The organism is Olleya aquimaris, assembly GCF_003259525.1.
GTDB lineage: Bacteria > Bacteroidota > Bacteroidia > Flavobacteriales > Flavobacteriaceae > Olleya > Olleya aquimaris.
This window is the reverse complement of the sequence record NZ_QLLO01000001.1, coordinates 507,176-522,956: the sequence shown is the minus strand read 5'-3', so window position 1 is coordinate 522,956 and position 15,781 is coordinate 507,176. Positions and strand designations below refer to the sequence as shown.

Annotated in this window: 10 protein-coding genes and 1 tRNA gene; 7 read left to right on the top strand and 4 right to left on the bottom strand. The window is 33.7% G+C overall.

The window, feature by feature from the left end; all coding sequences use genetic code 11:
- Nucleotides 1-7 precede the first annotated feature (7 nt).
- On the bottom strand, nucleotides 8-469 hold the full coding sequence (rimP, locus tag LY08_RS02350) for a ribosome assembly cofactor RimP (protein ID WP_111658824.1): 462 nt from the start codon (nucleotides 467-469) through the stop codon (nucleotides 8-10).
- Nucleotides 470-630: 161 nt separating this feature from the next.
- Between rimP and LY08_RS02345 the strand changes: the two genes are divergently transcribed.
- Nucleotides 631-1,455, top strand: coding sequence for a universal stress protein (locus tag LY08_RS02345; protein WP_111658823.1), 825 nt, complete (start codon nucleotides 631-633; stop codon nucleotides 1,453-1,455).
- A 164-nt stretch (nucleotides 1,456-1,619) separates the two neighbouring features.
- On the opposite strand, the gene LY08_RS02340 is transcribed toward LY08_RS02345, so the two are convergent.
- Nucleotides 1,620-1,692, bottom strand: a tRNA-Gln gene (locus LY08_RS02340).
- A 152-nt stretch (nucleotides 1,693-1,844) separates the two neighbouring features.
- Here LY08_RS02340 and LY08_RS02330 point away from each other — a divergent pair.
- Both LY08_RS02330 and LY08_RS02325 read left to right on the top strand, forming a co-directional pair.
- On the top strand, nucleotides 1,845-5,351 hold the full coding sequence (locus tag LY08_RS02330) for a glycosyltransferase family 117 protein (protein WP_245907537.1): 3,507 nt from the start codon (nucleotides 1,845-1,847) through the stop codon (nucleotides 5,349-5,351).
- A gap of 10 nt (nucleotides 5,352-5,361) precedes the next feature.
- Nucleotides 5,362-6,009, top strand: coding sequence for a polysaccharide deacetylase family protein (locus LY08_RS02325; RefSeq protein ID WP_111658822.1), 648 nt, complete (start codon nucleotides 5,362-5,364; stop codon nucleotides 6,007-6,009).
- Here LY08_RS02325 and LY08_RS02320 read toward each other — a convergent pair.
- Nucleotides 6,006-6,302: a thioredoxin family protein gene (locus LY08_RS02320; RefSeq protein ID WP_111658821.1), complete on the bottom strand. Its 297-nt coding sequence runs from the start codon at nucleotides 6,300-6,302 to the stop codon at nucleotides 6,006-6,008. The two genes, LY08_RS02325 and LY08_RS02320, sit on opposite strands and share 4 nt — an antisense overlap.
- Before the next feature lie 52 nt (nucleotides 6,303-6,354).
- Nucleotides 6,355-7,584 carry a metallophosphoesterase gene (locus tag LY08_RS02315; RefSeq protein WP_111658820.1) on the bottom strand — a complete coding sequence of 410 codons (1,230 nt, stop codon included), beginning with the start codon at nucleotides 7,582-7,584 and terminating at the stop codon, nucleotides 6,355-6,357.
- 133 nt (nucleotides 7,585-7,717) lie between these two features.
- On the opposite strand from LY08_RS02315, the gene LY08_RS02310 reads away from it, so the two are divergent.
- The 4 genes from LY08_RS02310 to LY08_RS02295 all read left to right on the top strand — a co-directional run bounded on the left by LY08_RS02310 (nucleotide 7,718) and on the right by LY08_RS02295 (nucleotide 15,667).
- Complete coding sequence (locus LY08_RS02310; RefSeq protein WP_111658819.1) at nucleotides 7,718-10,657, top strand: GH92 family glycosyl hydrolase; 2,940 nt, start codon at nucleotides 7,718-7,720, stop codon at nucleotides 10,655-10,657.
- A 39-nt stretch (nucleotides 10,658-10,696) separates the two neighbouring features.
- Nucleotides 10,697-12,361 (top strand): MFS transporter, encoded by a 1,665-nt coding sequence (locus LY08_RS02305; protein WP_111658818.1) that lies wholly within the window; start codon nucleotides 10,697-10,699, stop codon nucleotides 12,359-12,361.
- 9 nt (nucleotides 12,362-12,370) lie between these two features.
- Nucleotides 12,371-13,381 (top strand): N(4)-(beta-N-acetylglucosaminyl)-L-asparaginase, encoded by a 1,011-nt coding sequence (locus LY08_RS02300; RefSeq protein ID WP_111658817.1) that lies wholly within the window; start codon nucleotides 12,371-12,373, stop codon nucleotides 13,379-13,381.
- A gap of 114 nt (nucleotides 13,382-13,495) precedes the next feature.
- Nucleotides 13,496-15,667 carry a T9SS type A sorting domain-containing protein gene (locus LY08_RS02295; RefSeq protein WP_111658816.1) on the top strand — a complete coding sequence of 724 codons (2,172 nt, stop codon included), beginning with the start codon at nucleotides 13,496-13,498 and terminating at the stop codon, nucleotides 15,665-15,667.
- Nucleotides 15,668-15,781: the final 114 nt, after the last annotated feature.

The following is a 15,781-nucleotide window of genomic DNA, read 5'->3' as shown; positions in this document are numbered from 1 at the left end:
ACTTGAATTAAAATTTTATAATAACTTTTGCTTCTACAACATCTTTGTAGGCAATATTTTCTTTTTTATTTACAGTAACTTTACCTTTACCAACAGGTTTTGGTTCTCTAGCTTTCCACTCTAAAGTAAACTCTTCGCTATTAGCAGCAGTTAAATTACCTTCTATTTTTTGTGTTGCTGTTTTAACCTCTAAAATACGTCCAACATGTTTTGGATATTGTCTAGGTAATGTCAATGGTGCAGCAGCTCCAGCTGACATAACTTCTAAAGCAAAATCATGCTCTTCTCTATCCATATTATGCTCTATAGCACGACTAATAAAAATGCAATCTTCAACTTTTACGCCTTGATCACCATCAATTATAATTTTGATAGCATTATCGTTTGTGACGCTAAAATCTATCAAAAATAAATCTTGTCGCTCTGCTAGTGCTTCTTCTAATAAAGATTTTACTTGTTCTATAAACATTTTAAAGTATAAAAAGAGGGGACTTTAGGTCCCCTCAATTTTCGTTTTTCTCTTACAACGCTGCAAATATACATAATTTTATTGATTTTCATAACTTTTTAAAAGTCAATTTTTATTACTAACTTTATAATAAGTTCTTTATTAACTAACTATCTTCATTTATGAAAAAACTACTTGTACCTACTGACTTTTCTAAAGAGGCAGAAAATGCGGTTAAAGTTGCTGCTCAATTAGCTAGAAAACATGACTGCGAAATCATACTTCTGCATATGTTAGAGCTGCCATTTAATCAATTAAACGCAGGTGGAATGCCAGCAGATTTACCAGAAGCTGTCTACTTTATGAAACTAGCACATAAAGAATTTGAAACAGTTATGGAAAAAGACTATTTAAAAGGGCTTACTGTTTATGAAACTGTTGATTTTAACGAAATTTCTACCGGAATTCTGGAGACCTGCAAAAAATATGATGTAGATTTAATAGTTATGGGCTCTCATGGCGCTGAAGGCTTAAAAGAATTATTTATTGGATCTACAACAGAGAAAATTGTCCGTACTTCAAACACTCCTGTTTTAGTTATAAAAAACGAACATGAGCATTTTGACATTAAAGAATTTGTGTTTGCATCCGATTTTAATAACGATAATAAAGAAACCTACCTTCAAGCTGTTAAATTAGCTGAATTATTTGAAGCTAAAATCCATTTGTTAAATGTGAACACGCCTAGTAATTTTACAACCACTGCTGCTTCTAAAGTTAGAATGATGGAGTTTATTGAAAACAGCCCATTTGATAATTACACATTAAATATTTACAATGACGAAACCGTAGAAAAAGGTATTTTAAACTTTTCCAGAATTGTAGATGCCGATTTAATTGGAATTAGCACTCATGGAAGACAAGGAATTGCCCATTTTTTTAACGGAAGCATAAGTGAAGATTTAGTTAATCATGCCAAAAGACCAGTCATTACTTTTAAAATATAATCCAAATAATTACATAAAATAAAAAGGCTTCCTTTAAAAGGAAGCTTTTTTTGTTGGTCCACTAGGTTTTACTTCGACTGCACTCAGCTTAAACTTCTCAACCCAATGTTTTTTAAAAAGAAAAATCCTAACTAAAATTATAGTTAGGATTTTTTTGGTATTTGTTGGCCCACTAGGTTTCGAACCTAGACTCTTTGGTACCAAAAACCAACGTGTTACCAGTTACACCATAGGCCAATCTCGTAATGAGGACGCAAATTTAAAACAAATATTTATTCAAGCAAACATTTTTTTAATAAAATATGATTTAAAACTTAACGTTAACTTAAAAACCGTGACCATTACAATATAATTACTAAATTCGCCAACACATAACAAACTGATACTTTATGATGTCTTTTAACTTTAAAAAATGGAACTTAATTTTAAGTTGGTTCGCTTTTTTAATTGCTTTAATTACTTATACACTTACCGTAGAACCCACTGTAAGTTATTGGGATGCAGGAGAATATATTTTAACCTCCTCTAAATTACAAGTTGGACATCCACCAGGAGCCCCTTTGTTTCAGATGCTAGGTGCTGTATTTTCTGTATTTGCATTAGACCCTTCGCAAATAGGATTTGTTATGAATATGATGAGTGCAGTATCCAGTGCATTTGCTATTTTATTTATGTTTTGGACAATTGTTTTATTACTAAAAAAAATAGTTGGTCAACCAGAAACTCTTTCAAAAGGTCAACAAATAGCTATTTTAGGTAGTGCATTTGTGGGTAGTTTAGCGTTTGCTTTCTCAGATTCGTTTTGGTTTAATGCAGTAGAAACTGAAGTTTATGCTATGGCGACTCTAATAATGACCGTCATGTTTTATTTAGGGTTACGCTGGGAAAAAGACATGCACAATCCAAGAGGTAATCGCTGGTTAATTTTAATTGCTTTTGTAGTAGGTTTATCTTTTGGGATTCACTTTATGGGATTATTAACCATTCCAGCTATTGGATTGATTTACTATTTTAAAAATCACTTTAATTTAAAAGCTCATTTTTTACATTCGTTTTTACTTTTTGTGCTTTCTATTTTCTTAATTCTTTTTGTATTAATTGAAATTACCTCATCTTCCCCTTTTACAGATACCTCTTCGTTATTATTACTTTTAGTATTACTAGTAATAATTGGGTTAGGATTTTACACTTTAATCAAGCAAAATGAAGACTTTACTGTTAAACAGTTTATTTTAGAAAATTTAGACTTTGCTAAAATCAACCTTATTGCTGTAGCTGTTTTATTGTTTGTTTTCAAATTAATGTTTCCTAACGTATTACGTTACTTTAGTGCGTTGGAGCTGTTTTTTGTAAATCAAATAGGTTTACCGTTTAATTCTGGGTCTATTATAGCTGCTATTTTATTAGCTGCAGCGTTTTATTTTGGATTAAAATACACCAGAGCAAAACAATTACATCATTTAAATACTGGTATTCTTTGCTTATTATTTGTGTTAATAGGGTCTTCTACGTGGTTAATGTTACCAATACGCGCCAATGCTAACGTAGTTATTAATGAAAATAATCCATCTAGTGCAAGAGAATTATTAGCCTATTATAACTTAGAGCAATATCCTGAAACCCACTTGTTTTATGGACCATTATTTACAGATCAATACACTGGTCTAGACGAAAACGAACCTTATGTAGATGATAAGCCTAAATATGAAAAAGATGAAGCTTCAGGAAAATACATTATAGTTAACAACTACAAACGTGCAAAACAGAATTATAATTCTGAGCAAGCTGCCATTTTACCAAGAATGTGGAGTGGCGAAAATGCTGAAAACTACATGTTATTTACTGGGTTTTTAGAATTTAACCTCAAGCCAGAATATCAAGGAGAACAACGTTTAGTACAGTCTATGATAGACTTTAAAAGTGATGTTGCAAGTGGACGTATAGACTATGAAGATTACCACAACTTTTTAAAACAGTTTGGGCAATTTGTAAACATCAAAAAACCTTCTTTAGCAGATAATATCTCTTACCTTTTTGAGTATCAATTAGGTTATATGTATTGGCGTTATTTTATGTGGAATTTTGTGGGTCGTCAAGACGATTTACAAGGTCGTTACGACCAACATGGTAACTGGATTAGTGGTGTTAAATTTATAGACGAGTGGCATTTGGGTCAGTCGCAGGATAATCTACCTAGTGATGTTGCCCAAAATAAAGGTCGAAACACTTATTATTTCCTTCCGCTAATCTTAGGATTAATAGGTCTATTTTTCCTGTTTAACAGAGATAAAAAACTGTTTTGGGTCACCTTAGTCTTTTTCCTCTTTACAGGATTAGCCATTCAAGTTTATACTAACGTCAGACCATTTGAGCCAAGAGAACGTGACTATTCTGTAGTTGGATCGTTTTATGTATTTGCACTCTGGATTGGATTGGGTGTGTATGCGATTTTTGACTTTCTAAAAAAGTACACTTCCACAAAAGTTTTAGCTCCTGCAGTTACAGCTGTCTGCCTATTACTAGTACCTGTTATTATGGCTGCTCAAAACTGGGATGACCATGATCGATCTGGAAAATACACAGCATTAGCTATGGCTAAAAAATATCTTGATTCCTGTGGAGAAAACGGTATTTTATTCTCTATTGGAGATAACGATACCTTTGCCTTATGGTATGCTCAAGAAATTGAAAACTATCGTACAGATGTGCGCGTGGTGAATACTAGTTTATTTCAAACCGATTGGTACATTGACCAAATGAAGCGTAAAGCTTACAAAAGCGACCCTATTCCGTCTTCTTTATCTCATGATAAATACAAACACGGAACACGAGATTATATAATGAAACGTTTAAGATTTAGCGATACACTAGACATTAAAACGTTCATGAATTTTGTAACCAGTGATGACCCTAAAACAAAATTAAAATATGCGTTACAACAAGAAGGAGAAAACTTTGAGGATTACCCTCAACAGTTTTTAAACTCTAATTACTTTCCTGTAGAAAACATTAAAATACCAGTAGATAAAGACGCTGTTTTAAAACATGGTATTGTAAAACCTAAAGATGCTGATTTAATAGAAGACACTTTATACATCAACATTTCAGATAATGCTATTTATAAAAATAGGTTATTAATGTTAGATATTGTTGCCAACAACAATTGGAAACGACCTATATACTTTACAGGTGGTGCTTTTGGAAATGATGATTACATCTGGATGAAAGATTATTTACAATTAGATGGTATGGTCTACAAATTAGTGCCAATTAAAACTCCAGTAGCAAGAGCTAATCCTTTTGATATGGGAAGAATCGATACCGAGTTTATGTATAATAAAGTCGTAAATTGGGATTGGGGAAATAGTGGAAGTGAAGACATTTACCACGACCCTGAAACTAGACGAAACTCGATTACCTACAGAGGAAACTTAGCACGATTAATTGAAAACTTAATTAACGAAAATCAATTAGAAAAAGCTGAAGAAATAGCAGACATTGCTATGAAAAACATGCCAGTTGACAAGTTTGGGCATTATACTTTACTTGAGCCATACATAAGTGCATACTATGAAGTTGGTAAAAAAGATAAAGCAAGACAATTGTTTAAAGACGTAGCAACTAAATATCAAGAAAACTTAAAATACTACAGTACGTTAACTCGAGACAATCAGGACAAAAATTTTACTGAAATTTTAACAGATATAGAACGTTACAAAGCATTAGTAGATGTCTTAGTCGATTATGATGAAGAATTTGCAAAAGACGAATCTATGACGTTTACTAACTATCTAGAATTGTTTAAGCATTATATGGGAAGCGACCCAGAGCCAGAACCAGAACCAATGCCAACAGATAAAGACCTAATAAAACAGTTGGATACTGTTTTAAATTAATAAACTATAGATGCTTGTTTTTCCAGTAAAAACACCTAGAATTATACAGCGCCTTTTTTCAAAATACACTTGGAAAAAGGCGTCGTCATCTAAGACCATTTATCTAACCTTTGATGATGGCCCAACGCCTGAAATAACTCAATGGACCTTAGACATTTTAAAACAATACCAAGCAAAAGCTACGTTTTTTTGTATAGGTCACAATATTGAAAAACATCCAGACATCTTTAATGCAATTGTAAATGACCAACATACAATAGGCAATCACACTTTTAACCATTTAAAAGGTTGGAAAACAGACACTAAAACATATATAGAAAATACAGATAAAACACAATCTCTTATTGATTCTAAAATCAAAAATCCCAGATCTATAAACAAATATCTATTCCGCCCACCTTTTGGGAAAATCAAACGTAATCAAGCAAAAATTCTGATAAAAAAAGGATATGAGATTGTAATGTGGACAGTGATTTCTTACGATTGGGAACAAAAACTTTCTCCTGAAAAATGCTTGAAAAACGTCTTAAAACATACTACACCTGGAAGTATTGTTGTGTTTCATGACAGTATAAAAGCTTCAAAAAACATGCAGTTTGTATTGCCTAAAGTGTTAGAGCACTTTAGCCAACAAGGGTATCAATTTAAAGCGCTTTAAACAAATTGCTCTATAATTTGTATTAAGGTATTAGCGTCTTGCTCTCCGCTTTGGCGCCATTTCATTTCGCCATTTTTATAGATAATTAAGGTTGGCAATCCTTTAACTCTTAAAGCCTCAGATAGTTCTTGGTTTTTTTCAACATCTATCTTAATCACCTTAGCTTTATCACCAAGCGCAGCAGCTACATCACGTAACACAGCATGCATGGCTTTAGATGGTTCATTCCACTCTGTAAAAAAGTCTAGAAGTACTGGAATGTCTACATCTATTAATTCTCCAAATTTTGACATTTGATATCAGTTTAGTTCAAACTAGTTACTAAAATATAACATTTAGTTGAAATTAAGCAATTTGCGAGCCTTTTTTAAGCTCTATAACCGTTATTTCAGGCCAAATTCCAACACGACCTGGATACGCTAAATACCCAAATCCTCTGTTAACGTTAATGTACTGTCCTTTTTCTTGATAGATACCAGCCCAGTGTTTGTAACGCCATTTAGCTGGACTCCATTTAACCCATCCTGGTATTTCTATCCCAAATTGCATACCATGTGTGTGACCACTTAACGTTAAATGGTAATGATAGTTGTCATCAATAACTTTTTCTGCCCAATGGGAAGGGTCATGAGATAATAAAATTTTAAAATCGTTAGCATCTATATCTTGACTAGCTTTTTTTAAATCACCAGCTTTTTTAAATCCACCTTTTCCCCAATTTTCTACACCAACTATTGCAAGTCGTTCGCCATTTTTTTCAATGTATCTGTTTTCATTTAATAATACATCAAACCCTATCTCTTTTTGAATAGTTAACAATTCCTCAAAATTGCTATCCTTATCCTTTTTAGAAACCCAATCCACATAATCTCCATAATCATGATTTCCTAATACTGAAAACACACCATCCTGAGCTGTTAACTTAGAAAAGGTGTCTTTCCAAGCATACATTTCTGAAGCTTTATTATTTACTAAATCACCTGTAAATAATATAACATCGCTTTGTTGTTTATTTACTAAATCTACCGCATAATTAATCATTTCTTTATTGTCAAAACTCCCAGAGTGTATATCGCTAATATGTGTGATACGATACCCATCAAAAGCATCTGGCAAATCTTCAAAATGTAAAGTGTAATTTAAAACTTTGTAATTGTAACGTCCTTTATACATTCCGTATAACAATGAAGTAAACGGAATTGCTGCCAAACCTAATGCAACTTGACTGATAAATTTTCGTCTTGAAGGCAAGTAAAAAGATTCTTTAGTAATAAAATACTTATCGTATAAACTCATAAAAAATCGTATGATATCTTCACCAATAAGTATGGGAACAATCACTAAGTTTAATGCCATAAACGATAACAAAAAACCAATTGCATAACTTCTGCTTCCAGAGACTACACGTCCCTCTGATGGTGTAGAGAACTGATAAATTAAATTTGCAGCAACCAAAACTGCTATAGCAATAAAAACATAGTGTATCCAAACAGATTTAAAAGCTGTCTTAATAGCTTGAAAGCCATAAACAGCAAACACCAAGTATAAAATTGCCAAAATAATTAATCGCGTCATAACAAGTTTTTAACACACAAAATTAACCATTATTACAATGAATTATCTTATTATAATGTTAAACGTTAAAATGCTTGAAGTTGTTAATTTACTATTCTTTTTTACTACATTGTGATTTAAATGTTACTCTAAAATGAAATTAAATCCACTTGTTTTTGTTGTTGTTTTACTAAGTCTATTTTCATGCAAAAAACAAACCGACAATAGTCCTGCTTCAAAAGACAAGCCTTTAACATCTTACGTTAACCCATTTATAGGTACTGGTGGACATGGACACACCTATCCTGGAGCAACCTTACCTTTTGGTATGATGCAACTTAGTCCAGATACTCGCTTAGAGGGTTGGGATGGTTGTTCTGGCTATCATTACAGTGATAATTACATTTATGGGTTTTCGCACACGCATTTAAGCGGAACTGGTGTATCCGATTATGGTGATGTATTAATCATGCCAACCAATACACAAGTTATTAATAATGGCGCTGATGGTAAAGCAGGCTATCGTGCCCATTTTTCTCATGACAATGAAATTGCAGAACCTGGCTACTACAAAGTAACATTAGACAGTACAAATATTGAAGTAGAATTGACAGTCTCAAAACGAAGTGGAATACACAAATACGTATATCCATCCTCAGATAATCAATTTGCAATTGTAGATTTAGTTCATCGTGATAAGGTGTTAGATGCTAAATTTGAAAAGATTTCTGATACTGAAATAGTTGGTTACCGATTTTCTGATGCTTGGGCAAAAGACCAACGCTTGTTTTTTGTTATAAAAACATCACATACTTTTAAAGATGTTTTGCAATCGCCACCTAAAAAAGGTCTGAAAGGCGCAAAAAAAATAGCCTTGCAATTTCAAAACCCTAATAACGAACCTGTTTATATTAAAATCGGGATTAGCGCAGTAGATATTGAAGGTGCAAGAAAAAACTTAAAAGAAGAAATAGGAGAACAATCTTTTGACGCAGTCAAAAAATCAGCACAAGACCTCTGGGAAAAACAACTCGAAAAAATAGTCGTAGAAAGTGATAACGAAGATTATAAAACCAACTTTTACACCTCCATGTATCACGTTGCATTAGCACCAAATCTATATCAAGATGTCGATGGTAGATATCGTGGTATGGATATGGAAATTCATCAAACTAAAGATTTTGATTATTACACTGTGTTTTCGCTTTGGGATACCTATCGCGCAACACATCCACTCTACACTATTATTGAACAAGACAAAACCAACGATTTTATCAACACCTTTATTGCCAAATATAACGAAGGTGGTATTATGCCCATTTGGGATTTAAGTGCTAATTATACAGGTTGTATGATTGGGTATCATGCAGTGCCAGTTATTGCAGATGCCTATTTAAAAGGTATAAAAGGTTATGACGTCGAAAAAGCTTTTGAAGCTATGAAACATAGTGCTACAAGAGATAAATTAGGTTTAAAAAGTTATAAAGCTTTGGGTTTTATTCCTGTTGAAGAAGAAAGCGAATCGGTATCAAAAACACTAGAATATGCTTATGATGATTGGACCATTTCACAAATGGCTAAAAGCCTAAATAAAACTGAAGATTATAAAACGTTTTCTGAAAGAGCACAGTATTACAAAAACGTTTTTGACCCAGACACACAGTTTATGAGAGGTCGTTTTAGAAACACCTGGTTTTCACCTTTTGATCCTTACGAAGTTAATTTTAATTACACCGAAGCTAATGCTTGGCAATACAGTAATTACGTTCCGCAAGACATTAGTGGATTTATTAATCTATTAGGCGGAAAAGATAAATTAGAAGCTAATTTAGATACATTGTTTGTCGCTAAAGCGGAAACCTCAGGACGTCATCAAGCAGACATTAGTGGTTTAATTGGTCAATATGCTCATGGTAATGAGCCTAGTCATCACATGGCTTATCTCTATAATTTTGTAAACAAACCTCATAAAACTCAGGAGAAAGTCCACCAAATTGTAACCGAATTATACTCAAACACACCAGACGGAATTTCAGGCAACGAAGATTGTGGTCAAATGAGTGCTTGGTATATTTTTAGCTCCATTGGATTTTACCCAGTCACACCAGGAAGTAATCAATATATTATTGGGGCACCACTTTTTGAAAAAGCAACCTTTAATTTAGAAAACGGAAAACAGTTTACTGTCTCTACAGAAAATTTAAGCTCTAAAAATATTTATATCGCTTCCGCAGAATTAAATGGCAATCCGTTTAATCAGTCTTTTATCAATCATTCAGACATTATCAATGGTGGAACACTTCATTTTAAAATGACTAACCAACCAACAGATTGGGCAACTAAAAATAATGAAACACCAAAAAGCGAAATTAAAGAACATCTAATCACTCCTGCTCCATTTATTGCAAATGGTGAAGTGGCTTTTAAAGGCGACACTGAAGTCGTTCTGAAAAATGCAGATAAGGATGCTTCAATATATTACAGATTGGGTTATAAAGGTGGCTTTAAATTATATGATAATCCTATTACGATAGATAAAGCTATTTCACTTTCAACATATTCAGAAAAAAACGGAATTAAAAGTGCAATTATCGAAACACAATTCTATAAAATAGATCCAAATATTTCAATACAACTAGAAACCGACTATGCAAATCAATACAATGGAGGCGGAAATAACGCGTTAATTGATGGCATTTACGGAACAAAAGATTTTAGAACCGGAACTTGGCAAGGGTATTTTGATACAGATTTGGTCGCACTAGTAGATTTAGGAAGTAAAAAAAGTACAGATTCTATAAGTGTCAATTTTCTTCAAGATCAAAGAAGCTGGATATTTTTACCATCAACTGTAGAAATTCTTGTTTCCGATAATAACATAGACTTTAATTCGCTAGGAAAATACAACGTCAATAACACAAAACAATCAGAAGAAGTATTGATACAAAATTATCTTTTTAAACTACCACCAAGTTGGAAGACTCGCTATATAAAACTAAAAGCTAACAAATTAGGTCAACTTCCAAAATGGCATTTAGGTTATATACATGATGGAAGAAGCTGGCTTTTTGTGGACGAAATCACAATCAAATAACAATTATAACTATATTTAGGACAACAAAAAACTAACTAAATGAACAATCAAAACAACAGATCTGCTTTAACTACCTTAGTCACAGTCTTTTTCTTTTGGGGATTTATAGCTGCCTCAAACGGAGTCTTTATTCCGTTTTGTAAAACGTATTTTAATATAGATCAATTTCAATCGCAATTAGTAGATTTTGCATTTTATGGCGCCTATTATATTGGTGCGCTTTTATTGTTTATTATCTCTAGTGGATTAAAAAAAGACATCTTAAATGCTTGGGGTTATAAAAACGGGATTGTCTATGGATTATTACTGTCTGCAGTTGGTGCGTTTGTGATGTATCCAGCAACAGCTGGAGCAGAACAAGGACAAACCAGTGTGTTTTATTTGGTTTTAGTCGCTTTATTTATTGTTGGATTAGGGTTTTCGTTACAACAAACAACCGCTAACCCATTTGCAATTGCTTTAGGTGATCCTAAAACAGGATCGCATCGTTTAAATTTAGCTGGTGGAATCAACTCTTTTGGGACCACCATAGGACCTATTGTAGTTGCTTTTATCATCTTTGGATCTGCACCTTTATCTAGTGAGGAATTAGCGCTTATGATTAAAAATAACGACATTAAATTAACAACAGTCCAAATGCTCTATTTAGGTGTTGGTGTCTTGTTTTTATTAGCTGCTGCACTGTTTCATTTTTCAAAAAAATTACCAGCATTAAAATCGGAAACTGCTTTTGAACCAGCCAATAAAGCCAAAAATAGTCTCATTGTATTAACTATTATTATTGCTGGTTGTTTTGGGTATATTTTTAGCACTTACACAGGTGGTGAAGTTGTAACAGAAGCATTAGAAAACAAACGATTAACATTTTTAATCATAGCATTAGTTGCTGTTGTTGGCTGCCTATTGTTTGCGTATTCAAGTTCGTCCAAAAAACCAGAAGGTTGGGGAGCCATGAAATATCCACAATTGGTTTTAGGGATGCTAGCCATATTCACCTATGTTGGTGTAGAAGTTACTGTTGGTAGTAATTTAGGCGAATTACTTAAACAAGCTGTAGATGGGACGAATCTAAATGCGTTAGGTTTACCTACGCTTAACGATGCCCAAATCGCACCTTTTATCTCGCTATATTGGGGAGGATTAATGATTGGTCGTTGGGTAGGCGCCATAACCGTATTTAACCCAAGTAAAGGACTAAAAAAATGGCTGTTAATTATTGTGCCTTACGTGGCTTTTGGAGTGATTTTACTAGTTAATTTTGGAAAATATTCTGCTAATCAAATTCTGTTTTTTGCTATTTGTGTGGCAGTTCAAATTGGAGGTTTCTTTTTAGCAAAAGACAACCCAGTTAAGACATTAAAAATTTTCAGTTTATTAGGCGTTATCGCTATGGCAATAGGGTTATTAACTACAGGTAATGTGGCACTTTTTGCTTTCTTGTCTGGTGGTTTATTCTGCTCTATCATGTGGCCTTGTATTTTTACTTTAAGTATTGCAGGATTAGGTAAATACACTTCACAAGGGTCTGCCTTTTTAATTATGATGATTTTAGGTGGTGCTATTATTCCGCCTTTACAGGGTAAATTAGCTGATATTTTCGGAATTCAACCCTCTTATTTAATAGCAGTGTTATGCTTTGGATATTTACTATTTTATGCGTTCAGAACTAAAACAGTGCTTGACAAACAAGGCGTAACCTATTAATTAGTTTTAATGAAAAGAAGGACATTCATAAAAAACGCATCGATTTCAGGACTAGGTCTAGCTGTAGGAAGTTCTGCCTTAAATTGTGACAATAACCCAAAAAGCTCTTCAACACCAGAAACAAAAAGCAATACTATGAAAACCCCTTTAAAATCACCCATTGCCATTTGTACTTGGGCTTTTGTTGATGCTAATGCCAAAGCAGGACAAGCACTAGAAAACGGTAAAAATGCTTTAGATGCAGCAATTGCAGGAGTTTCTGTAGAAGAAGAAAACCTAAAAAACACAACCGTTGGTAAAGGCGGAACACCAGACAGAGCTGGTAACGTCACACTTGATGCTTGTGTCATGGATAGTACAGGAGATTGTGGCGCAGTGGTATGTGCAGAAAACATTACTCATGTGGCTGCTTTAGCTAAACAGGTCATGACTGAAACGCCTCATGTGATGCTTGCAGGTCAAGGTGCAGAAGAATTTGCCTATACCCAAGGATTTAAAAAAGAGCAATTACTTACAGAAGACTCTAAAAAAGCATGGGAAACTTGGAAAAAATCTCCAGAATACAAACCCATTATCAATATCGAAAATCACGATACTATTGGTATGTTGTGCTTGGATAAAGATGGTGATATAGCAGGAGCTTGCACCTCTTCTGGGTTATCGTATAAAATGAAAGGTCGTGTTGGTGATTCACCTATTATTGGTTCGGGATTATTTATTGACAATGCTATAGGTGGTGCAGCAGCAACTGGATTAGGTGAAGAAATCATGAAAACTGTGGGTAGTTTTTTAATTGTCGAATTAATGCGAAACGGAATGCATCCACAACAAGCTTGCGAAGAAGCTGTACGACGCGTAACCTCCAAAAATCCTAACTACAAAGATTTTCAGGTCGCCTATATAGCTATTAATAAAGCAGGAGAAACTGGTGCTTATTGTATTCATGAAGGATTTAGATACATGAAATACCAAGATGGAGTCAATCATAATATCTTGTCTGAATGTGTTGTTAAAGCTTAATCATTCAAGTTTTATAAAAAAAACAACCAACTATACATTAAACAAGGTAATTCTTACATTAACTCTTAAATAACTAACATTTAGTCTGTAACTTTAAAGCTAAATCCATTAGTTATGAAACAACTGTACCTTGTATCCCTCTTACTTTTAACACTATCTTTCGGATTTGCACAACCAGCAAACGATGATTGCTCAAATGCACAAATTATTACTGTTAGTACTACTAATTTAAATGTTCCTTTTGACATTAATACAGCTACTTTAAATAACCAAGAAGGCTGTTCAGGAACCACTGCAGATTATGCAGATGTTTGGTTTGAATTTACAATGCCAACCAATGGAAATCTATATATTGATGGTTCTTTGTCATGGAACCAATTTGCCATTTACGACAGTTGTGGAGGCACAGAATTAAACTGTTTCTCTAGCAATGGACTTTTAGATAATTTAGCATCTGGAACGACTTATAAATTACGGGTTTTCAGAGGTTCTGGAACTGCAAGCAATACCTCCTATCAAAACTTCAACATAATAGCTTTTGATTCTGTAACTAACGACGACTGCGCTTCTTCAGAGAACATAACAGTTTCAGCAACACCAACAACAGTCAATTTCGAAATTGGTGGAGCCCAAATTAATAATGAAGAAGGCTGTACAGGCACGACCAATAACTACTTAGATGTTTGGTATGATTTTACCATGCCATTTGATGGTAATTTATATATTGGAGGAGACATTAGCTGGAATAATTTTGCTTTATACGATGCCTGTAGTGGTACTGAAATTCAATGCGGAAACACCAACGAATTTATAGAAGGACTTTCCTCTGGGACAACATACAAACTCCGAGTATTTAGAACCATCGCAAATGCAGACAACTCTAGTTACAAATCGTTTTCGATTGTTGCGTATCAATCGGTTGCAAACGACACCTGCGCGACTTCAGAAAACATAACCGTTTCCACCACTGCATCAACTGTCAATTTTGAGATTGGAGGAGCAGAAATTAACAATGAAGAAGGTTGTACAAGTACAACTGCTGACTACCTAGATATTTGGTACGACTTTACAATGCCAGTAAGCGGAAATTTATACATAGATGGATCTTTAAGTTGGAATAATTTTGCTTTATACGACGCTTGTGGTGGTACATTAATTCAATGTGGTAGTTCTAATGAATTTATTGAAGGACTTACAGCTACAACAAATTACAAATTACGAGTCTTTAGAACTGTAGCCAATGCTGACAATACTAGTTACAAATCGTTTTCTATCATTGCTTATGAAACAGTGACTAATGACGATTGTGCTTCTGCTGAAAATATAACACTTACCACAGACCAGCAAACCATAAATTTTGAAATTGGAGGTGCTAGTATAAATAACGAAGAAGGTTGTACTAGCACCATGAATGATTATGCAGACATTTGGTACGAATTTACGATGCCTGTAAACGGTAATGTGTATGTAAATGGAGCCATAAACTGGAATAATTTTGCTTTATATGATGCCTGTAATGGCAATTTAATACAATGTGGAAGCTCTAGCGAGCAGTTTGATGGTCTAACAGCAACAACAAATTATAAACTTCGCGTGTTTAGAACCTTAGCTAATACTGACAATAATGGCTACCGTAGTTTTACCATTCAAGCATTTGAAATTATAAATAACGACGATTGTGCAACTGCTGAAACTATTAACGTTTTATCAGGCACACCAACTACGATTAATTTTGGTATCGCAGGTGCATCAATAAATAACGAAGAAGGATGTTCTGGTGGCACTGTTGCAGACTACGCAGATATTTGGTACCAATTTACTATGCCAGAAGATGGATATATAATCATTGATGGCACAATTAACTGGAACAACTTTGCATTGTACGATGCTTGCTCAGGAACAGAACTAGGCTGTTTTAGTGCATCTGGTAATATTGGTGGATTAACCAACGGAAACACGTATTTACTAAGAGTGTTTAGAGGGGCTTCTACAGCAACCAATACCAGTTATAAAAGCTTTACTATAGAAAGTAGCGCAACCCTAAGCACCACTAATTTTAACTTAGAACAAAGCATAACAGTCTATCCTAATCCAACGTCAAGTGTAATCACAATTTCTGGCTCAGTTGCTATTCAGTACTTAGAAGTATATTCTCTATTAGGACAACCTGTGTTAAAAGTCAACACTCAAAATCAAATAGATTTAACATCATTGGAAGCAGGAATGTATGTGCTAAACATTCATACAAAACAAGGTATACTCACAAAAAAAATTATTAAGAATTAAAAGCATACTACTTAAACTGAAATAAAAAAAGCAATTAGACCTCTCTAATTGCTTTTTTTGATTGGTCTTGTTAACAAAAAAATAAGCATACCTCCTTTAAGTTTTGTAGTTTTG